Annotated in this window: 20 protein-coding genes and 1 other annotated feature; of the genes, 7 read left to right on the forward strand and 13 right to left on the reverse strand. The window is 45.7% G+C overall.

Annotated features, from left to right (window positions below):
* Positions 1–9: 9 nt before the first annotated feature.
* Positions 10–870 (reverse strand): carbon-nitrogen hydrolase family protein, encoded by an 861-nt coding sequence (locus G9G54_RS05690; RefSeq protein WP_165176556.1) that lies wholly within the window; start codon positions 868–870, stop codon positions 10–12.
* A 161-nt stretch (positions 871–1,031) separates the two neighbouring features.
* Positions 1,032–1,303 (forward strand) — a binding site (T-box leader).
* An 88-nt stretch (positions 1,304–1,391) separates the two neighbouring features.
* Here G9G54_RS05690 and G9G54_RS05695 point away from each other — a divergent pair.
* Positions 1,392–2,474, forward strand: a complete 1,083-nt coding sequence (locus tag G9G54_RS05695; RefSeq protein ID WP_013309063.1) for a bifunctional 3-deoxy-7-phosphoheptulonate synthase/chorismate mutase — start codon at positions 1,392–1,394, stop codon at positions 2,472–2,474.
* A gap of 236 nt (positions 2,475–2,710) precedes the next feature.
* A complete protein-coding gene (locus G9G54_RS05700; RefSeq protein ID WP_165176558.1) occupies positions 2,711–4,330 on the forward strand; it encodes a DUF1593 domain-containing protein in 1,620 nt (539 codons plus the stop codon).
* 85 nt (positions 4,331–4,415) lie between these two features.
* Here the strand turns inward: G9G54_RS05700 and G9G54_RS05705 are convergent, their stop codons facing one another.
* A complete protein-coding gene (locus tag G9G54_RS05705) occupies positions 4,416–5,276 on the reverse strand; it encodes a TrmB family transcriptional regulator (protein WP_165176560.1) in 861 nt (286 codons plus the stop codon).
* A gap of 154 nt (positions 5,277–5,430) precedes the next feature.
* Here G9G54_RS05705 and G9G54_RS05710 point away from each other — a divergent pair, with 154 nt between their 5' ends.
* Positions 5,431–6,333, forward strand: a complete 903-nt coding sequence (locus G9G54_RS05710) for a DMT family transporter (RefSeq protein WP_165176562.1) — start codon at positions 5,431–5,433, stop codon at positions 6,331–6,333.
* A 116-nt stretch (positions 6,334–6,449) separates the two neighbouring features.
* Here the strand turns inward: G9G54_RS05710 and G9G54_RS05715 are convergent, their stop codons facing one another.
* Positions 6,450–6,629, reverse strand: a complete 180-nt coding sequence (locus tag G9G54_RS05715; RefSeq protein ID WP_069291266.1) for an aspartyl-phosphate phosphatase Spo0E family protein — start codon at positions 6,627–6,629, stop codon at positions 6,450–6,452.
* A 150-nt stretch (positions 6,630–6,779) separates the two neighbouring features.
* A complete protein-coding gene (locus tag G9G54_RS05720; RefSeq protein ID WP_061831221.1) occupies positions 6,780–8,012 on the reverse strand; it encodes an MFS transporter in 1,233 nt (410 codons plus the stop codon).
* Between the two features lie 130 nt (positions 8,013–8,142).
* Between G9G54_RS05720 and G9G54_RS05725 the strand changes: the two genes are divergently transcribed.
* Positions 8,143–8,400, forward strand: coding sequence for a YqkE family protein (locus G9G54_RS05725; RefSeq protein WP_023987317.1), 258 nt, complete (start codon positions 8,143–8,145; stop codon positions 8,398–8,400).
* A gap of 331 nt (positions 8,401–8,731) precedes the next feature.
* Entirely contained in the window at positions 8,732–9,409 is a 678-nt protein-coding gene (locus G9G54_RS05730; protein ID WP_069291265.1) for a peptidylprolyl isomerase, read from the forward strand.
* A 184-nt stretch (positions 9,410–9,593) separates the two neighbouring features.
* Here G9G54_RS05730 and G9G54_RS05735 read toward each other — a convergent pair whose 3' ends face one another.
* Together G9G54_RS05735 and G9G54_RS05740 are read right to left on the reverse strand one after the other, a co-directional pair.
* Entirely contained in the window at positions 9,594–10,265 is a 672-nt protein-coding gene (locus tag G9G54_RS05735; RefSeq protein WP_165176564.1) for an MgtC/SapB family protein, read from the reverse strand.
* A 118-nt stretch (positions 10,266–10,383) separates the two neighbouring features.
* Entirely contained in the window at positions 10,384–11,757 is a 1,374-nt protein-coding gene (locus G9G54_RS05740) for an N-acyl-D-glucosamine 2-epimerase (protein ID WP_165176761.1), read from the reverse strand.
* 259 nt (positions 11,758–12,016) lie between these two features.
* Between G9G54_RS05740 and G9G54_RS05745 the strand changes: the two genes are divergently transcribed.
* The gene (locus tag G9G54_RS05745) at positions 12,017–12,808 is read left to right on the forward strand and encodes an SDR family oxidoreductase (protein WP_165176566.1); all 792 of its coding nucleotides are present in this window, start codon (positions 12,017–12,019) and stop codon (positions 12,806–12,808) included.
* Positions 12,809–12,921: 113 nt separating this feature from the next.
* Here G9G54_RS05745 and G9G54_RS05750 read toward each other — a convergent pair whose 3' ends face one another.
* The gene (locus G9G54_RS05750; RefSeq protein ID WP_165176568.1) at positions 12,922–13,704 is read right to left on the reverse strand and encodes a YwaF family protein; all 783 of its coding nucleotides are present in this window, start codon (positions 13,702–13,704) and stop codon (positions 12,922–12,924) included.
* A 140-nt stretch (positions 13,705–13,844) separates the two neighbouring features.
* Here G9G54_RS05750 and G9G54_RS05755 point away from each other — a divergent pair, with 140 nt between their 5' ends.
* A complete protein-coding gene (locus G9G54_RS05755) occupies positions 13,845–14,057 on the forward strand; it encodes a hypothetical protein (protein WP_025723740.1) in 213 nt (70 codons plus the stop codon).
* 93 nt (positions 14,058–14,150) lie between these two features.
* On the opposite strand, the gene G9G54_RS05760 is transcribed toward G9G54_RS05755, so the two are convergent.
* The 6 genes from G9G54_RS05760 to G9G54_RS05785 all read right to left on the reverse strand — a co-directional run bounded on the left by G9G54_RS05760 (position 14,151) and on the right by G9G54_RS05785 (position 22,051).
* On the reverse strand, positions 14,151–15,422 hold the full coding sequence (locus G9G54_RS05760) for a methyl-accepting chemotaxis protein (RefSeq protein ID WP_061831071.1): 1,272 nt from the start codon (positions 15,420–15,422) through the stop codon (positions 14,151–14,153).
* A gap of 262 nt (positions 15,423–15,684) precedes the next feature.
* Positions 15,685–17,025, reverse strand: coding sequence for a hemolysin family protein (locus tag G9G54_RS05765; protein ID WP_165176570.1), 1,341 nt, complete (start codon positions 17,023–17,025; stop codon positions 15,685–15,687).
* A gap of 141 nt (positions 17,026–17,166) precedes the next feature.
* Complete coding sequence (locus G9G54_RS05770; RefSeq protein WP_165176572.1) at positions 17,167–17,826, reverse strand: SGNH/GDSL hydrolase family protein; 660 nt, start codon at positions 17,824–17,826, stop codon at positions 17,167–17,169.
* Between the two features lie 167 nt (positions 17,827–17,993).
* Entirely contained in the window at positions 17,994–18,911 is a 918-nt protein-coding gene (locus G9G54_RS05775) for a PD-(D/E)XK nuclease family protein (protein WP_165176574.1), read from the reverse strand.
* 116 nt (positions 18,912–19,027) lie between these two features.
* The gene (locus G9G54_RS05780) at positions 19,028–20,338 is read right to left on the reverse strand and encodes a galactokinase (RefSeq protein WP_165176576.1); all 1,311 of its coding nucleotides are present in this window, start codon (positions 20,336–20,338) and stop codon (positions 19,028–19,030) included.
* A 189-nt stretch (positions 20,339–20,527) separates the two neighbouring features.
* Positions 20,528–22,051, reverse strand: coding sequence for a copper amine oxidase N-terminal domain-containing protein (locus G9G54_RS05785; protein ID WP_165176578.1), 1,524 nt, complete (start codon positions 22,049–22,051; stop codon positions 20,528–20,530).
* Between the last annotated feature and the right edge of the window lie 70 nt (positions 22,052–22,121).

The raw sequence follows: 22,121 nt of genomic DNA on the forward strand, positions 1-22,121 counted from the left end.
TTCCTTTCATTAGCTCCAGTCTGTGTATAAATCTGTTCTACGGTCACGCCAGGTTGTAACCGAGCCCCGCTCGCGCACATCGTACAACAGCTGCAAATCGAGATCTGCTGTCACAATCATATCGTTGTTCAGTTCACCCTCCACCATAATGCCGCGTGGCGGAAAAGGAATGTCATTGGGTGTAATGACTGCGGCTTGTCCATAATTGGCACGCATAAAATCAACCGTAGACAAAGCGCCGACAGTCCCCGTTAAAACGACATACACCTGATTTTCAACTGCTCTGGCGTGGCTTGTATACCGTACCCGGTAAAATCCGTGACGATCGTCCGTACAGGAAGGACAGAAAATAATATCTGCTCCCTTGGTCTTCGCCATGCGAACGATTTCGGGAAATTCAATATCATAGCAGGTCAGCATCGCTATGGTGCCCTTGGACGTCTCAAACACATTCAGCCCCTCACCGGGAGCCATATTCCATTCATGCACCTCTGTCGGTGTAATGTGAATTTTGTCCTGAGTGGCCACACGCCCGTCCGGGTAAAACAAATGTGCCGTATTATATAAACGTTCGTTTCTCCTAACTACATGAGTGCCACCGATAATATGCATCCCGGTTCGACGTGCGAACGAAGTGAATAATTCAAGGTACCGGTCCGTAAAATCCGGCAGGTCGTTGATCGTCAAAGCTTTGCCTTCACTGTCACCAATCGACATAAGCTGGGTCGTAAAAAACTCGGGAAACAGAACAAATTCCGCGCCAAATTCCTCCGCTGTTTTGATATAATGCTCCAATTGCAGGGCAAATTGCTCGAATGAGTCAATCGTATGCAGGTGATATTGAACCGCCGATACTCTGATTTTGCTCATAATTCCTCCTCGGACATCACGTCTTTTAGATTGCAAGGGGGTCCCGTTGCTGTTCACATTATAACCGATTCAAAACGGTGCGAAAACTGAACCTGATAATCAGGGCTTGCCTTCTGCACCTACTTTGTTTAAAATAAGGTCAAATCTTTTGAATACCATGAACAAAGACATCGACGGAGACAAGTAGACGTTTAACGGATTCCCACAGAAAGGTACGAATTGCTGAGAGCGTACCGCAATCCCGCGTTGAAATTCACTCCCGAGTCGAGCCTTGAACCGACAGAAGGATTCATTCCTTTGTCCGCAGTAGAGGTTTCCGGAAGCCCCCGTTACGGGCATCAAGATCAGAAGTTACTGCCGTCGACTGAACGACGTTGACGATTCGTATGTATACTTCTGTAATTAGGGTGGTACCACGGCATTCGTCCCTTGCGGCGAATGCCTTTTTGTGTTATTTTCTGCAAAAAAAAGTCCATGGGCTAACAGAAAAAACAAATTTAAATTCGGGAAGGGTGTACTGTATGTCTACAAATGAAAATTCTTTGGAGCTGCTGCGTGAACAGCTCGATGCTACAAATTTGCAATTGCTGGAGTTGCTGTCCCAACGCGCTGAACTGGCGGGACAACTTGGAAAATTGAAGGAAGCTCAAGGGGTACCTGACTTTGATCCGGTACGCGAGCAACAAATGCTGGACAAGCTCATCGCGGCTAACCGTGGACCATTTGACGATGCTACGATTCGCCAGCTGTTCAAAAATATTTTCAAGGCTTCTTTGAACTATCAAAAAGAAGAACACAAAAAACATCTGATCGTCAGCCGCAAAAATCAACCAGATAGCACAGTTATCAAGGTTAAAGATACGCTGGTGGGCGGCAAAGCCTCCATTATGGTCGCAGGTCCCTGCTCGGTGGAAAGCTACCAGCAAACTCGCGAAGTAGGTGCGGCTCTCAAGGAAGCCGGTGTGCCGATTCTACGTGGTGGTGCGTTCAAACCACGTACGTCCCCGTATGATTTCCAAGGACTGGGCGTAGAAGGATTGCAAATTCTCAAACGTGTAGGCGACGAGTTCGGGCTGGCTACAATCAGTGAAATTGTCGATCCAAGACATTTGGAGGAAGCGATCCAATACATCGATATTATCCAAATTGGTGCGCGCAACATGCACAACTTTGAATTGCTCAAAGCTGCTGGTGAAACCAGAACTCCGGTTCTGCTCAAGCGCGGACTGGCTGCCACAATGGAAGAGTTCCTTCATGCTGCTGAATACATCGTTTCCCGTGGTAACACGCAAGTCATGCTGATTGAACGCGGTATTCGTACGTACGAAAAATGGACGCGTAACACGCTGGATATTTCCGCTGTTCCGATTTTGAAAAAGGAAAGCCATCTGCCTGTATTGGTAGACGTGACTCACTCTACAGGACGTAAGGACATCCTGGCCCCTTGCGCCAAAGCTGCCCTAGCTGCTGGAGCTGACGGTATCATGGTGGAAGTTCACCCGAACCCAGCAGTCGCTTTGTCCGATGCTCAGCAACAGCTGAACATTCCTGAGTTCCACAACTTCCTGTCTGAAGTCAAAGAATCCGGTTTATTCAAAGCGTAAAACTAATTTCATGCCGGCATTCATAAACCGCTTTCATTTTCTCAGATAATGATGTAAAATTGGATCAGGATTGTGACTGATCATGCAGGCAAAACCTAAATGTATATATGCTCGACTTTTGTTGAGACATATATATGTTTAGGTTTTTTTTATGCCTAATTCTTGAATAAAAAGAATACCTACATGGTTATAATCCACAAAAAACATCATAGGAACGTTCAGAGAGGGGAACAGAAATGAGAGAAAGAAAAGGGTTAAGCATTTTTCTATTAGCCATGATATGTATTCTGATCATCAGTGGTTGCAGTGGTAAGGCGCCCGCCGTTGTGAAAGATGAAAGCGCTGCTCCAACAGAAAAACAAACGGAAAATAAAGAAAATAAAATTACCAAGGCCAGAACGGTGATCACTACCGATGGAGAAGTAGATGATATGAACTCTGTCATTCGCTTCCTTCTTTACTCCAATGAAATGGATTTGTCCGGGATTGTACTGACTAGCTCTGTATATCATTATGCAGGTGATGAAAAAGCTGGTATCAAGCCATTTAGATGGACCGGAACCCAATGGGTAACGGATATGATTGATGCCTACGGAGAGATTTATCCCAACTTAATTAAACATGCCGAGGGATATCCAAAGCCTGAATATATCAAGAGCGTTACCAAAATAGGTAACATTTCAAATAAAGGTGAAATGGACAAAGAAACGGAAGGCTCCAATTTCCTTAAAACGCTTTTCCTGGACGATGACAAAAGAGATTTATACGTACAAACTTGGGGTGGAACCAATACCACGGCCAGAGCTCTAAAGTCCATTGAAGACGAATATAAAAATACAGATCAATGGGAAACGATTCGAAAAAAAGTAAGTGATAAACTCGTACTGTACATCATTCTGGACCAGGACGATAGTTACAATAATTACATCGCTAAAAATTGGCCTGACATCAGAATTATTAATGATCAATCTAACTTCTGGCATTTCGCTTATGCTTGGAAAATGCACACAGAAGAAGTAAACAGCAAGTTGCACGGGGAATGGAATTTCAAAAATATTAAAGAGGGTCATGGCAAGTTGCTCAATATGTATGCCTTGATGGGCGATGGCAATATCATCAAAGGCGAGTTGGATGAAGAACAAAGAGGCAGTGAAGCCTACTTAAAGAAAAATCCACAATACGACAAGTATGACTTTATTTCTGAAGGAGATTCTCCATCCTTCTTCTATTTAATTGATAACGGATTGCGGAGTATGGAAAACCCAACCTATGGTGGTTGGGGAGGTCGTTTCGGTGTCGTTAACGATAAACTATTTAGAAATACCGTGTTAGATTATGATGTGCATACGAAAAAATTTGAAGCAGAATATTCTCTGATGCGTTGGTTTGATGATATTCAAAATGACTTTGCTGCTCGTGCAGATTGGGCTATTGCATCCGACTACAAAGATGCCAACCATAATCCAACATTGGCCATTAAAGAAGGAATAGACCTAACGGCAAGTCCAGGGGAGAAAATAACCCTGCATGCAGAAGGTGCAGATCCCGACGGTGATCAATTGACTTACAAATGGTGGAGATATTTTGAAGCCGACACGTATGAAGATTCTAAAGTCCAACCCGCTCAAGTTAAACCTGAAATGCTGGGTGATATGCAGCTCGGACTTCATCGAGAAGTAGCTAAAGGCGAGAAAGTAAACACGATTGACTTGCAAGGAAGTGACACAAATACAGCAAGTTTCACAGTTCCTGCAGATGCTAAGTCTGGAAATACGATTCATATCATCGCAGAGGTACAGGACAATGGTAAACATCCTTTAAAGCATTATCAACGTGTGATTATAACCGTAAAATAATAGAACACAACATCAATAAAATTAGGCTCATGGAATAACACTCCATGGGCCTGTTTATTTTTGCACATCGAACCTAGGACAATCTCTATACACGTTTAATGCTTTTTTCAGTCAAAGGAATATAATATCCTTTGCCATTCGGACCCATAGCAAATTTATTGCGAAGATGAATTAGATTAGGGCCGAATTTCTCCTCTAATTGTTCACGGAACTCATATAGGATTTCCATGATATAAATATCATGAATAATCACTTCAGTAATCGGCATCACCAGCCCCGGATGCAATGTCCATGCAGCGCGGCTGTCATCACCAAGTGAAAGTATGCCAGCTACGACCTCCCGGTCGTCTATGCTAAGTACAATCCACCGACCACCAATTTCAGACGTAATCTCCTCACTCATATCATGGCGGTAAACAGTAGCGAAATCAAAGTTAAGCTCCCCATACGCTACAATGATCACTTCAATTCCTTGTTGAGCGACTTGCTCTAAGGCATCTCGGAACACCTCGGCATCCTCTTTCCAAATTTCCAATAAAATTCGGTGTTTTGCTCCCTTTACCCCTTCATTTATGCGATTGATAATGGCTTCATACCCCGAAATATTCCAAATATTCTCTCTATTTTGAAATGATGCTGTGTACTGCTCCAAACTCTCTTGCGCCACATTGAAAATCTGCTCTGCTTTGCGTTTTCTCTGAGCAATCAATTCATGTGGCGGAAGCGGCACATATAGAGGGGTATTTTCTTGACTGACCATGATATCCCCACGGTTAACCATTCCAGACAAAACCTCGTAAATTTTGGATCTCGGTACCCCGGAATTCAATGAAACGGCGTATCCCGAAAGTGGAGAGCTTTCCAATAAGGTCACATAAGCCTTGGCTTCATATTCACTAAAATTCAAATCTCTTAGAATTTCTAATATATTTGGTTTTGGTTTCATGACGTCTTCTCCTCAATTCGTGTTCATCCTTACTATATCACTTCCCCTTGACAAAAACTGATATACACACTATCTTTTTAGTAACGTTTTTATAGTAGTCACTATAGTAGCAACTATTATATTTCACAGGGAACTACTTCAGGGAGGATTTAACTTGAACAAAGTCATAGCTCATCACAGCGAAAGCAACCGCATTTACTACGGTTCTACGATTCTAGCCCTATTGATCTGGAGTACATCGTTTATTGCCACCAAAGCAGCCTACACGACGTTTCCCCCTCTTACCTTGGGTCTATCCAGATTTATTATAGCTTCCGTTGTGCTAGGTATCGTTTTGCTGATTAAAAAAGAACATGTCAAAGTAAAGCCAAAAGATTTGGCTACGATTTCGTTTAGTGGTGTTTTGGGGATCACTCTCTACTTTTCAATGGAGAATATAGGGGTTAGCCTGACTACCGCTTCCAACGCAGCATTAATTGTTGCATCATATCCCGCAATTACGTCGCTGCTTGAACTTATTTTGTATAAAGTGAAAATATCCAAATATAAAATTTGCGGCATAGCACTGGCCATGATCGGGGTATATTTGTTGACTTCAGTTGGCGAAAGTTCGGATAGTAAGAATCAACTAATCGGAAATTTAATATTAATCGGGACGGGTTTTGCGTGGGCGTTTTACACTTTCATGACGCGCAAGGTTGTGGACAAATATCCGCCTGTGACGTTATCTTTTTATCAAACCGTTGCAGGGAGTATCTTTTTCATACCGTTGGCTCTATTAGAAAAGGATCGTTGGCAGGTTCCGACAACCGGATCGTTTATGTTGTTAGTATATCTGGGTGTATTCTGCTCCGTTATCGCATTTTTGCTCTACAATTACGGATTAATCAAGCTGTCACCGAGTAGTTCCGTTTCTCTGATGAATTTGGTTCCGATATTTGGAGTCTTATTTTCTGTGTTGCTTTTGCAAGAAACAATTACATGGCGCCAAATCATTGGCGGTTTGGTCGTTATTATCGGTGTTTTACTGAGTGCACATCAAACAAACCGTACCTAAAATGAAAGATTGCACACTAGTTATAAAAGTTAAGACAAGCATCGTTGTGATAAGTATCAGCGCTACAATATAAGGGCGAGTGACCTCACCAAAAGTTTCTCGCCCATCGGTTCCATTTATGCAGTTGGCTTTTTTTCTTTTATATAAAAAAGGTGGTTATATTGATTGATGAGGTTATCCATAATTACAGACTGTCTGAGCACACTGGCATGATTAAAACCATATTTTGCTTGCAAAATATACAGCTTTTGACGAGCTTTCTCAAGCTGTTGACACAAAATGTCGTCTCTTATCATAATATATCCCTCCTTGTCATATTATCAGTGTAGAGGGTTATGAATAAGTATACTAAAAGTAAAGGTTTGGGATAATTATCTAATAACACAAAAAAAGACCTGCTCTATGAACTCTAAGGTTGTCCTCTTCGACAATCCTGTGTGATTCGCTTATCCGGCAGAATGAATATCCTGATCCGTGACGTTCTTCTTGGCTGAAACCGGGAACACGTTTTTCCCCTTCACCCCTAGCAGCAACGCTGCAAGCAGCAGTATGCCACCGTTTAACACAAAGATCCAGCGGATCGGCATCCAGCTGCCAAGCATACCGCCAATCAACGGCCCTGCCATTGTCGCGAGTTGAGTGGCTGATTGGCTCAAGCTAAAGGCTCGTCCGCGAAACTCCGGCTTGGTGACCTCCACAGTCATCGCGTTGATAGCAGGCATGACGGACGCATAAAACAATCCATATCCAAACCGAAGCGCACCAAAACCAACAAAGTTGGTTATAAAAAATTGTAAGATATTCCCGATTCCCGAACCGATCAGCCCAATCAGCAGCACGTGTGCAAATCCGGTCCGTCCTCCAATCCGTCCCCATCGGGGAGCCATCAGCACCGCCGCGATGCCTACGGCTGAGAATACAATCCCGGAACTTAAAGACGCCTGGCTACGGTCAACTCCCATTTCAAGCACATACACCGTAATTAACGGTTCCAAGATCATGACGGAAAAGGTACTTAATCCTGCCAGAATAAGCAAAAAGCACAAAGGCCGATTAGCAATAGCCTCCTTGATATCATCACGAACATGCGAGCGGGTACTGGTTCCCTTGAAGCTGTCCTCTCTAGCGCCAAAGGTCGCGATTAACGCAGATACCAGTACAAGAGCCGCAGAGAAAAAAAAGGCATTCCGATTGCCATAATAATGGCTCACCACACCGCCAATTAACGGACCTATAATGCTGCCTGTTGCCCCAGCGGTCGCCATAATACCGAGTGCATAGCCGGTTTTCTCCTCAGGCGAACCTGTTCCGACCAGCGCAATCGCAGCAGGAATAAACCCGGATAGTAGGCCTTGAAACAACCGTACTCCTACGAACACATATGGATCTGTCACCAAAGCACATATCAGGTACAACACCGCCAGGCTAAAGCCTGAACGAATCAGCATCGGCTTACGTCCATACTTATCCGCAAGCGAACCCCAAAATGGGGCAATCAGCGCGCTGGCTAAAAAAGTGACTCCAAAGGCAATCCCCGACCACAGTTCCAGATGATCATTTACACCCATTTCCGTATTCAGAAATATAGGTAAAAACGGAATAGACACGGAATAGGCCATGCTGCAAAACAATACTCCAATCCACAAAATGACCAGATTTCGCTTCCAATATAGATGCATGATGCCACACGTCCCTTCTGCTCATTCCATTATTACCCTCTAAATTAGAAAAGTCTACCGCCCCCTCATCCTTCAATCGTGGAACAACCGTGAAGAAGCTGATATAATCGAATGGAATGGAGTTGATGACATGGCTAAGAAGAGAAATTCGTCTTCCCCTGCTCCTGCGGCTCAGGACAAACCTGCTACGTTAAAGGATCTGTTGAGTCAGGATGTGCTGAATAAACTTAAGGCTCAAGCCAATGAAGCCCAAGCAGAACAGGACAAGCGTAAAGAAGACGAACGGCAGCGTGCCGTCGAAGCAAAAAAAGCTGAACAGAAGAAGCTGGATAACAACTTTGAGCATCTGCTGAATAACAGCAATTTGGACTGGCACAAATACAAATAAGCCAAAACCATAACGGTTTTGGCCTATCTTTACGCTTTATGTTATAGCCAGTCACGAATATGTTGTACTGAGTACAACACCCCTACCCAAACCGGCAGACTGAACGCCATACCCCATATGAGACCTTTCGCCAGCTTTTTGTCTACCTCCATTATGATCCTGCCCCTTTCCTTGGGAATAGCAGCAGTATGGGTCAAGAATACGGCTTTCAAACCCGTATTTCCTTATCCCCAGCAAAAAAGGTATGATAGAAAATGGAAAAGTGTTCTGCGCTGCCCCCAAACTTTAAAATTAGGATGTTACACCATCCAACCTTTCAGGAGGAATATCAATGAACCGAAAAACGATACGCCCATGGTACACGCTGTGCCTACTGGCCATCATGCTCGTGCTGGTTGCTGGATGCGGTACAAAAGCGGCCGATGTGGAAGCTGCCAGCCGGACAAGCACTACAACTCCTGCTGCGACTAAAGACAAGAACAAGGCTGTTTCCCATCCGATTGTCACGATTGTCATGAATGATGGCAAGAAAATTAAGCTTGAGCTGTATCCGGAAGTAGCACCGAACACGGTTAACAATTTCATTTCTTTGGTGCAAAAGGGAGCCTATAACGGTACCATTTTCCACCGTGTTATCCCAGGCTTTATGATTCAGGGTGGTGATCCGCAAGGTAACGGTACAGGTGGCCCCGGCTACAGTATCAAAGGCGAATTCAAGAGCAATGGTGTTAACAATACACTCAAACATACACGTGGCGTATTATCCATGGCCCGCTCAGCGGATCTGGATTCGGCCGGATCGCAATTTTTCATCATGGTTGCCGATGCGGACTACCTCGACGGTCAATATGCCGCTTTCGGTAAAGTAACGTCCGGGTTGGATGTGGTCGATGCTATCGTCAATTCCAAGCGGGATAGCAATGACAAACCGATCCAACCGGCTACGATGAAAAAAGTCACTGTGGATACGCTGGGTAAAAAATATCCAGCTCCAGTCAAAGTAAAGTAATATCTGGATGATAACAACGGCCCTGTGCATATGCATGGGGTCTTTGTTTGGCTGCTGCCTCTGTGATGTAGTAAGAGTATATACACAAAAGGAAGCGTTTTCAATCATTATTTCTAAAGTTTTTTTTCGTTATAAAAGCCGCCAGCGTTCGACAAAAAAGCTACTGTATGAGCAGTAAATTCATCTAATTGGACTTGGTCTCGACTGAACGAATACCTTCCATCTCTTGAAGCAGTGACAGCAGTTCCTCCACTCCCTCTGACCGGGACAGCTTTAAGAGCATATGAATAACCAACTGCTCACCGTTATTGATGCGCTCGACGTGAAAGCTGTGAATCGTCAGCTTCTTGTGCTTCAGCAGTTCTTTGATCCGATTCAGTACGCCCGGCTCATTGTCGACCTGAACAACCACTTGTTGCGTGGACGGGGTGGCCATCTGATAAAAACGACTATGGAGCAAGGACTGAGCCGCTAAAATAAACAACGTTACACCTGCACCAAGCCCATACATCCCTGCACCTACGGCAATACCGATTCCGGCGGTAGTCCAGATGCCTGCGGCAGTGGTCAGTCCTTTAATTCTATTTTTTTGTGTAAAAATCATCCCTGCGCCGATAAAGCCCACTCCACTTATAACCTGTGCTGCTATTCTGGAAGGGTCCAGCGACAGGTTAGACCAGATGGCTTGATCCTGAAAACCATATTTGGATACCACCATCATGAGCGCTGCGCCAATACCGACAATGAAATGCGTGCGAATGCCCGCCTCCTTCATCCGACTTTTGCGCTCATAACCGATTAACGCGCCGCATAATCCTGCAAACATGACCCGAATCAGGTAATCCCAATCCCACATACTTTTTTCACTCCACTATAGTTTATGTTTTTAAAGATGTTGCCTCAAAGTATACAATTCAAAAATACTACGGCAAATGAGCCATTTATACAGCTGTTATTTTGTTATTACCCAAATTTTAAGGAACCCTCACTTCATCCTCTGGCAGATTGCGATGTGCCTTCCTTCCCTTGAGTAGCCATAGCTCCGGTGTATCCTGCACACCATCAAGGCGCAAGCTGAACGCCCCCGCTGGTAAATTGCGTACACGCAGCAATAGACGATTTCCGTCTGCTACGGCATCCACAAGCTCTAGCAACGTTAGTGAATCGTTCCTTAGGTGGCGGCTCAGGTCGCATGTTGTACCTGCTCTGTCCTCCCGGCTCCAAATACGCAGCTCATCTACAGAAGGCGTGGCAATTCGCTTGCTGAAAGAAATAACCACCTCATCTTCGGCTGAACGTTCCGCCCTAAGCGGTTTGGGCGGCTCATCGTACATGTAACCACCCAAATGGTATTCATAGGCGGTCCAGGCGTCGTAGTCGCCCTCCAGGGCGGTAGCCCCGAACCGCCGCGTCCACTGGCGGTCTCGAACCATCCGCGCGAGCGAACCGATATCCGCCTGCACCCCGAGGGGCAGGTTCGGATAAGCGGCACGAATCGACTGCGCGATGCGGGCGTAGCCGCGGACATACTGTGGCGGCAGACGGCGGCGCATCCAGTCCGGCCAATGGGTCTGGATTACGTGCATATCCGGGGCGACGCACCCGATCATGGCTACCGCGTCCAGACCCTGCCATTCCCGCAGCTGGCCTGGGACATCGCCGCGTCCGCTCACAGCGAGCGACCATGTCGCCACGCAGATGTCCGGCCGGACATCGCGCACACCGCCTGCGCCGTTCACCAGCTCGCTGATCAGGCCGTTCACGGCGTCCACACGCAGATCAACCCACTGCGCGTACAGGTTCGGAACCTTCCGGTAGTAATTCCGCGCATGCTTGTCGCGGAAATCAGGAATGTCCTCACCGCTACGCTCGCGAAAGGCACGCTGTGCATGCGGCCCAACATCCCCGTACACTCCACTGCGCAGCCCGTTCCATTCGGGGAAATAAGGCTCCGCCACCTCGAACCCGTCGAACGGAATGTCGGTGACGAGCCGGGCAGCGGCTTTCTTTTTCCATTCCACATACTCCTGAGCAAAATGCGAAAGCCGCTGAAATCCGTCGTTCGGTTCGCGCAGCAGCTCCATGCGCCATTCTCTCCACTCCGGCGGCAGCTGGGACACGCCAAAAGAACCGTTGCCTAGCACCATTGCCCACACCGCTATGCCTCTGCGTTGAAAAGCAGCAACAAGCGCTCCATCCACTTCATTTTCACGTACTACAAAATAATGAACGGTCTGGTAGCCCGCAAGGGCGATCTCATCTGCTATACTGTCCCGCGAACGGTTGGCGTAATAGGGAAACAACGGATCGATTTGAATACTGGAGCCGCTCAGTGCCCACGGTTTCATTTTTCCGGTCAGTGCTATAGCATCTGTCGATTCGGGTCGGTCATTTGCGTTATAGCTCAATTCGATCCACCTCCGTCACTCGGTCTTCTCCATACTTGTTCCTGCTATATATTTTTGCTACAAGTTCCTGCTGGTTCGCCTATGTTACCATATTTCGCAAATGGGATAAAATCCAGCTGTGACTGTTTCACCCTCAACGTCCAGAGGTATGGAATAACGAGTCAGGTTTAGTTTATGAACGGAATGGGAGGAATAGTCAATGGCAGAGCAGAGATTGCAAGGAAAGATAGCAGTGGTCAGTGGTGGAGGTTCAGGAATTGGCAAGGCGACCGCGATCCGTTTTGCAGAACAAGGCGCCAAGGTGGTCATGCTGGATCGGACACCCAAGCATGCAGAGGAGACCAAAGCAATCATCGAGCAGGCTGGCGGCGAGGCGCTTGTACTGGAATGTGATATATCCAAGCCGGATATGATTCAGCAGGGGTTCGCTAAAGTCGTGGAAACGTACGGAAAGCTGGATATTGTGTTCGCCAACGCAGGCATTAACGGCACCATGGCCCCTATCGAGACACTGGAACTGGAGGAATGGGACCGCACGATGAACATTAATCTTCGCGGCACCTTTGCTACCGTTAAATATGCCGTCCCGTACCTGAAAGAACGCGGTGGCAGCATTATCATTACCAGCTCCATCAACGGTAATCGAACCTTTTCGGGTATTGGATTCTCAGCCTACGCCTCCACCAAGGCAGCTCAGGTTGCTTTTATGAAAATGGCAGCGCTGGAGCTGGCACGTTACAAAATTCGGGTCAACGCGATATGCCCGGGAGCTATCGACACGCAAATTGACGATAACACGTACCCTTCGGAAGACTTGAAGCAGGTACAAATTCCAGTCGAATTTCCGAAGGGCGGAGAGCATCCGCTAGAGGATGCCCCTGGTGAGCCAGAGCAGGTTGCCAATCTGGTCCTGTTTCTCGCCTCAGACGAGTCATCTCATGTATCGGGTACGGAAATTTATGTAGACGGAGCAGAATCACTACTGCGTTAAGTATTAAGAATGGGGAACGTTATACCCATACTACTGTTTAGGCATTCTTAGCAGCCTTATCCCTAGTCATATACTTGTGGAATAGGCTGCTTTTGTATGGCTTTACAACGACTTTATGTCGACCTGTCAGCACTATGCACAGCTCCTTTACGCGAGCGGACATACAGCCTGCCTCCCGGAAGCACCTCGAACAACAGCATCAGAAGAGAAAAGAACAGCAGTGCAATGACTTCTTCAGCCATAATATACAGAGGATATGGCCCTAAAAAATCTAATATCGACGGTGTTGACGGCTTTCCGGCCAGAAACATGTAGTTAGCTCCGAGAGCATCGTCTACGATCCACACCATCAGCGCCAGGCCATTCAGAAAAAGCATCACTCCTCCCACACTCTTCCACGTCGGTCGGAGTCCTTCTATCCAGGTCATATACAAGGCTGCCAAAATAATAGCACTATGAGCTATGAAAAAATGGATAAAACGATAATGCGGAAATGCGTATGCCAAATTAGGCGTGAGTATGGCTTGAAGCGCCCCTCCAATTCCGGCCAAAAGGATGATCGGATATAACCAGCGGCTTCGAAAAATGAGCATCAGGATAGACAGCAACAGTGTCACACTGCACAGTTCTAATGGCAGTGAGGTCTGGACATCCCAAATATGCTGCATCACATACCAAATATTCAGAGTCACCTCTGACAGAATGAGGACTGTAATTAACAACCAGCGAATTCCCTCGCTTATAGGCTTGTTCGATCGAATCCATCCCCGAGTCAGCCACAGCATCAAAGTGCATACAATGAGTCCCAATATAGCCAACCCATGTGACGGAGTAAAAGCCTTGAACCCTTCTGGCGCGTTGGCATCGAACCAAGGCCCTGACCACGACCTATCCATAGCTAGCCCCCTTTGATCTCTTTCTCTCTTCGTTGCATTCTATTTTATACCCAATAGCCGATGATGTTCTAGCCGTGTTTCTTGCTTGTTCCATACCTTACCTTTATGATAAAAGATATTATATTCAAAGGAGAACCCTCATGGCCATTAATCGCCGATTAATTACAGATCAGGATTTCAGCGAGGCACTGGAACGTCATCTGCGTGTCCGGGTATTTCAGGATGACCAATTGATTGGCTCTGGCGGAATCATCATCCGTTTCGACGATCAAACCATTGTCGTGCAATCCAGCGTCAGTGATCTGGCTTACCACCCCAGAAAACAATGTGAGTTTTTTGAAATTAAAAAATAGCCACTACACACCGGGGAACCATTTTGCTGCGTTTTCCGGTGTATAGCGGCTATATTTTGTTTGTATATATCATGCCTCACATGATGGTTTCTGTTATAGTTGCATTCCACGTGTTTTCATCATGAGTTTATTCGTAAGCACTTTCAAATCCTCGGAAGAAGACGAAATTTCCTGCATAATTGCTGTCTCCTCATGAGCAGCCTTATAAATTTTATGAGCTCCTTCAGAGAAGGCCCCTGACATTTGCTGAATACGATGGATCTGCTCAAAGGTTTGATCTACCCGATTCGTCTGCTCCGTCACGGCTTCTTCCATTAATCGGATGCTCTCGACAAATTCACGTACAATAGCGTTCAAACGGTTCAGCGTCTGATCCACAGAGCTTGTCCGTTCCGCCTCAGCACTGACCAATGACGTTTGCTGATGCATCAACTGCACTGTCTCTACGATTTGTGACTGGACACGGCTAACGATGGCATTTATTTGCTGCACAGACTCCGTACTTTGGGCGGCAAGTGCGCGAATTTGGTGAGCCACTACCGCAAACCCGTTCCCTTCTTCTCCCGCACGCGCCGCTTCTATGGAAGCATTCAACGCCAGCAGATGGGTCTGTTCGGCAATATCCTTCACGGTGCTTGTAATCGCTTCAATTTGGGAAGCTTCTTTTTCCAGTCGTGCAATTACCTGCTGCGAACGACCATGTGATGCTGTCAGCTCTCCCATTCCATCCATCAGGGATGAAAATACAGTCTGCGTCGAATCTACTGAATGCTCCATATGGCCTGACAGTTCCAGCATATGCCCCGATTTGCTACGCATCATTTTAAAATCGCCCAGCATTCGGTCTGCTGTTTTAATAGATTGGGCAGATGCTTGCTTTTGCTGCTCCACACCATTCAAAATATCTTCTACCACCGAAGACATGGACTCAATTTGTGTGGTAGCCTGCACAATAGCCAAGCTCAGATTTTCCGCACTTTGCGAAGTTGTTCTGGTGCTGTACGAGATCTCATTGAACATATCTTTAATGTTCAGCATCATATGCCGAAATGCATCATACAGAACTTTGATTTCATCCTCCGAACGACGTTCAGGAATTACAACAGACAGATTCCCCGCCGAAGCTTCCTCTGCCGCCTTTGCCAACCTAACAATTGGCCGTGTGAGTAATTTTGAGATCAACCAGCCCAAAATGCCACTCCACAGGACACCCAATAACAGAATGATCGAAGTGTACACCCATTCTTGTGTACCTTGAGCAAGCCAGTCCTTGAGTACAAAAATAAAAAAAGCGCTTGTTCCATAGGTTATTGCAGAAATTGAGACAAATGCAGTAACCATTTTCGTACCTAGTGACATCTTCATGTACTGTAGCCCACCCCAAAAAACTCAAATTTGATTCCATTTTACCATAAAATTGCTACATTTCTAGTAGAATTTTTCACAGACAGATATATTTATGAGCATAAAGATACAGAGTCCTAAGTCCCCTATCCTAATTACAAAAAACAATATGTTACCAGGTAGCAGCTTGCATCTTAAAACGGACGAATCGCGCTGTCACAAGCTTTACAGGCCATTCGTCACATCTTAAGCGAGCTGTTACCGACAAAGTCAATTTCCATTATTAAAAATCATTGTCATTTTTCTGGTCAACGACTGCTTTCTTAATCGCTTCAATTGTGTCTATTTGGTGACTGTTTTTTTCCAGTACAGTAAACTCCCATACACCAATGGTCAGCTTTTCTCCTTGCTGGATATCAAAACGCTCTGAAAGCATCCATCCGCCAATCGTATATACGTCCCCGGCCTCAATATCCGTCTCCAAGCGCCGATTGACCTCATGAATGAGCGCCTGTGATTTGAGTATGTAACGATGATCATCTGTTTTTGTAATGAGTGGAGTTAACGCTGCGGGGGTTTCGGTGTCGGTATAGGAAGGAATGTCTCCAACAATCTCCTCCATAATGTCCTCTAGTGTGACAAGTCCAGATGTTCCACCATATTCGTCCACCAGCACCGCTACTGGAATACGTCGTTTTTGCATCTGAATCAGCAGATCCCGAGCCTGAACCGTCTCGATAACCTGAAGCACCGGATGAATATAAGAAGCCATCGTCGTATTCCCTGTGCTATGCCCACGTGCCAAATCATGCAGGGCTTCCTTGACGCGAATCATCCCGATAATACGATCCCGGTCTCCATGTTCAGCTACAGGTAGAAAATTATAAACTTTGTCCTCGATCAGCTCCATAAACTCGGCCACTGTTGCCTGGTGGGAGATGGAACGGATGTGGATGCGCGGTACCATAATCTCCTGCGCTGCACGGTCGTCAAAATCAAATACATTGTTCAGATATCGATATTCTGTCGGTGTAATTTCACCACTACGAAAGCCCTCAGATAACGCCAAACGAAGCTCAGCTTCACTGAGTGCTGCATCTTCTTCTGATACCTTTTTGAGCCCGAAGAGACCCGTAATGACACGCGATGAACGACTGAGCACCCAATTCAGGGGATAGGTCATTTTATAAAATATCGTGATCGGACGGGCAAAAAACAATGCCATGGGTTCAGCAATCTGTATGGCGAATGTTTTCGGTACCAGCTCCCCAATGACCACCTCGAAATAGGTCAAGATCAGAAAAGCCAGCAAAAAGGAGAGCACTCCCGTCAGACCAGCCGGAATATGAGCCAACACAAACAGGGGATGTAGCAGATGTTCAACAGTAGATTCCCCTAGCCAGCCTAACGCCATTGAGGTTAATGTGGTTCCGAGCTGACAAGCAGATAAATACTCGTCCAACCGAGACAGAATGTTTTTAACAGCTTTCGCATTTTTGTTGCCTTCAGAGGCCAACTGGTTGATGCGAGATACCCGCACACGAATGATGGAATACTCCGAGGCCACAAAAAAAGCAGTTAATGCGATAAGTAATATGACCAGAATGATATTTATCGTTTCCATAGCCCTCTCTTGCTCCGTTCATAACGAAGCAAGAAGCACCCCCTTTGACATTCATTTTTGGATGGAACCATAACATAAGTAATGATGTCCATAATCGTGTATTACCCAAAAATGACAAGGAGTAGACTATGTATGACCCTGTTAGCGAATCGCCAGCGGACTCTTTTGTACGATATCTATCCATTGATCAGCTATCAACTGATGCCCAACCGCTGTCGGATGAACCCCGTCATGCAGCCAATAGGAGGCGTCCGCCTGGGTAGCGGCTTCGTTCAACATGCTCTGGAGCGGCACAAATACGGCGCCATATTCGTCTGCAAGCTGACGTACAATACGCTGGTATCCCGTTATTTTTTCTTGCCAAATATCCCATCGCGCCTCGGTAGCTCCCGTTTTCAAAATAAACGGTTCACACAACACCAGCCCGATATCGGGCATCACTTCACGCGTTTCTTCTAGAAGGTGGCGATAGGCTCGTTCAAATCGGTCCGTCACCCCGGACGGCTCCTGCTCCACGATCCGCCAGGCATCGTTCACTCCGATTAGAATACTGAGCAGGTCCGGCTTCAGGCTAAACGTGTCCTCATTCCAGCGTGCATACAAATCCGAAACTCGATCCCCCGAAATTCCCCGGTTCACAAATTCTGGCTGCGTGGTAGCCAAACGGCTCCCCAACGCACCTGCGATCAGATACACATAGCTCTGACCCAGCCAATGGTTCGCGTCCTCATTTCGTCCCCTTCCTCCGTCTGTTATAGAATCTCCCTGAAAAAGAATACGTGCATGTTCTGTACTCGTCATCTTCCTAACTTCCTCCTTCGTATTTTCCAATAATACCCTTATCATACCTCGCATCTTCTAAATTATAAAGCGGTTTCAAAATATAGAAGAATTATAGATTTGCCATATAGCCGGATTCACTAGCTTAATTAGGGTAGGAATCCGGGGGCAAGGGCGATCAAGTCATTTCACACCGCTCGGTACTTACACACCTCACGAAAATTACAGCCTCCGCACGCTCTGCGTGAAGGAATCGGAGTGAAGAAAGACTCGGGCTTGGGGCGATTATAGTAATCGTCATCGAGACAGGACTTCATTTCATCGATGTATCGTCCGACATTACCAACCACTTTGTCGATATCCTCTTGTGCGGGACGATATGCCTCATGCTCTCCTGTCATCAAATACTCCACACGTACCTCGATCTTCTCCAAAGGAAGCTGATAGTGCTCCTGCACATAGGAAGCATACAAAAAAAGTTGGTCGGAAAAATCGCCTTCCTTGCCTGTTTTCCAATCCACGATGACCATGTCTCCATTGTCTCTACGATAGAGTAAATCCATTTTGACATACACTTTCGTCTCATGAAGGAGCATCGTATCCCACTTCTCCACTTCTACAATTCGGGCCTTTCCCTGTTGCAGTTCACGCCAAACCGCAGTACGGTACAAATTGTGTATCACCGCGTGCTGTCGCTCCTTAATAAGGGCGATCCGTTCTGGAAGCACCTCGTCGTCGTAATAAATCTCCGCCAGCATGACGTGATTTTTCGGATCTTGTAGCCATAGCTCACGGTGTAGCGATTCCTTGTAGCTGTTATTCAACATGTTCTTCATAGCTGTCTCGAGGTATGCTGTGCGCGGGATAGCCCCTTTTTCCATCCATCCACGTATGACTGATTCACACATTTGATGCGTAATATTCCCGAATAAAATATATAAGTTGCTCAGTTGCTTGAGCCGATACAATGTAACTTGCTCTTCAGTGCCCTGCGCCGAATTCCAGCCATTATGCGAGCCGTAATAATGATAATAGTATTTGCGTAAGCATTCATCGAACGTTTGAGCCCTTGATTGCGAATAGGACCAGGACGGGTATATAGCCATGACAGGCCCTCCTTCATTAAAACTATCATCTCTTTATTATAACGCAAACCCAAGCTGTATCGGCGATAAAAAGGACGAAGACTTTAACCCATGGGTTAAAGTCTTCTACTGACTGACTAGTTTGTAGACTCGCAATGAGTCCGTTCAACATGTATCAAATCACTAACATTAACAGCACCGTCCTCACGGACGTTGACAACAAGTACCGGAGTTCCCAGCATGCCGCTGATCCATTCCTTATAATCATCTACATGATCATTCGGAAGAATCGTCAAGATGACACCAGCAAAGCCACCACCATGTACTCTGCATGCGCTGCTATCTATTGACTTTAAATACATTTCTGTTAAAGCCAGTGCAACCGATACGTCTTGTTCCCGCGCAATCCCACTTCTATATACGTTTTGGAGCCATTTCCATGAGGAATTACCAGATTCGGTAACGAGCCTCAGGAAATCAGTAAAGCGCCCCTCCTCCAGTGATTTCACCTGTTCATCCACACGCCTATTTTCTTCAAAAAAATGCAAGGCCCGCAGTACTGCACGGTCTCCTGCTTTTTCCCTGACCATTTTAAGGTTGGCATATAGATCCTCCGGCAATAAGTCACGGCAAACCGAAGCGTCTAAAGACTGAGCCACTGCAAACATTTCGTTGGGCACCGCCGCATAATCGTCCGTTAAATCAGCATGATTTCCACCTGTATTTACAATAACGAGGGAATATCCGTTTTGTTCAAAATTCCAATGAACAGGATTTATGATCGGTTCCTTGGGATTTTCAAAGTCAATGGAAATCAAGCCGCCATACGCGCAAGCCATCTGATCGAGCAGCCCCGACGGCTTGTTCCAATAGCCATTTTCCGCATACTGACCAATTTTGGATTTAGCAACAGCATCTAACGCTCCCTCGTTATAAAAATGATTTAATATCGTACATATCAACATTTCAAAAGAAGCGGAAGAGCTTAAACCTGAAGCAGAGAACACATTGCTTGATATATAAGCTTGGAATCCCCCGATACGGTATCCGAATTCAAGTAGACCAGCGGCAATGCCACGGATCAGCAGCATCGTACTGTCATCCTCCGGTTTTGGCGACAAGTCGGTTAAATCGATGACGTACTTCGTCTTGTAGCCTTCAGAAAAGAATGTAATTACAGACTCCTCCACTTTAGAAGCTGCAGCGATGGTATCGAGTGTAATACTGCCTGCCAGCACCTTCCCGTGATTGTGGTCTGTATGATTTCCACCAATTTCGCAGCGCCCCGGAGCACTAAACAGTTCAATATCCCCTACACCAAAATGCTCCCGATACGCCTGTATAAGTGATTCATATCGAGTCGTTTGCTCAGAGATTTGCTGTTGACCGTACATTCGGGCAAGCACCATTTGTCCCTCTCTGGAATTCAATAGTTCCATATCTTTCATCGTATATCCCCCTAATTGTATGTGTTTTCCTATGCTGGAATGATACTATAATTATCTCAATTTTCCCTGTATAAAAGTATGGCACTTTTAAAATTTGTAAGCGCTTATTTTAATCGCTTTACTGAGCATTTTACCAATATAACTAAAAAAGAACCAGCCCCTAATTGGGCCGGTTCCTTGAATTTCTTTTTAGTCGCGTTTCAGTACATATTCCCCATCATTATTACGAGTTACTGTGGCGCCAAGCGCCTCGGCAACTGATTTGAAAGGAACATACAATGTGCCATATTCATCCGTATATGGAGCTTGTGGCAGCGTCAATGTGCTTCCTTCCAATACAGCCTGTTTAGAGCCACTTTTCAGCTTAATCGTCTTACCTGTAATATCATCAATTACAGTAGTCTGTTTGGCAGCTGCATCCCATTTTAACTCGGAGTTCAGTTCGCTCGTCAGTTCACGCAATGGAATAAAGGCAGTACCACCACGATTCTCCAAGACGTAGTAATCGTCTTTAGGATCGAAAATGGTTTCTACTTTTGTAATTTCCAAATCATTTTTTAAAATGTTATAGATCGGAGAATTCGCTTCAAAATTGCGCAGCGTCGCTCCCGGAGTTAATTCAGCTTGTTTATTCAAGTCAATAACACCGTTAGAAATATCCACTTTATCAGCCGTCACACTACCATTGACGTTCCAGGATTGAGTTTCGGTCAGAATTGTGAAGGACTTCACCGGAAGACCGTCCACATCTGGCAAAGCAACCGTCAGGTCTGTCGCCGCTTTGCGAACATTTCCTTTTTCATCAAAATACATGTCGCTTTTCAGAACCGTGTTAGCACTCAGAACCGTTTTGATTTCAGGGGACTGTGCATACATGGTGCTAACGCCTACATCATACTGATCAACGGCCAGATCCAAATACTTTTTAACTTCGGTATAAGCCTCATTGACCATTTTTTCTTTGTTAGCACTCAGTTCCGTTGTTACTTTTTCACTACCTTCAATATTCATGCCGGAAGCAATCGTTTTAGTCATATCAATGGCTTGCCCGATCAGCTCTTTCAAGCCTGCTTCGTCCTTTGCCAGATTCGCCAGGAACGGTTTTACCAATGTTACCAGCTCATCACCACGAAGTTCAGCATGCAGATGGGTCAGTTTCACTTTGTCTTTCTCACCGTATACTTCCTCGGTTACAGACGTTGTAGAAATGGTAGAAGGGTTAGGCGCATGCTTGAGCATAAGTGCAGCGGCTGTTTTCGTCAGTTCTCTCACGTCTTTGGAATATACATATGGATCAAATCCAGCAGGCAGACCGCTCAAACTCTCTTGCGAGTTCAAAGATATGTAATAAGGTTTTTTGGCACCTTCCAGTTGAATAGCCAAACCTTGGCGGTCTAAAGCAAGTTCAAACGGCAAGTTATACTTATCGATGTGCAATGTACCTTTGGCAGAAGCAAGTTCCTCCGATTGTACTTTGGCTTCATCCACAGTGACGGAAATCGAATTAATCAAATCTACGATTTCCTTATCTCCTTGCGTGATTCCTTCTTTTGGAGTCAATTTAAGAGAGATTTTCTCCGTTGTCTGCTGGGATTTCACATCTAGTGTTCCCAATAAATTTTTACTTACATCAAATCCACCTACTGCCTGGCAACCTGTCAAAGCTACCATCAACAGAATAAGAGGGACGGCGATCCATTTTTTTATATTCATATTAATCCCCTTTCAAGATATTTCCGTAATCTCTTCTATTATCTCAGTGTTAACACGCATTGTAAATGAG

The sequence above is a fragment of the Paenibacillus sp. EKM212P genome (assembly GCF_011066115.1).
Classification (GTDB): domain Bacteria; phylum Bacillota; class Bacilli; order Paenibacillales; family Paenibacillaceae; genus Paenibacillus; species Paenibacillus polymyxa_B.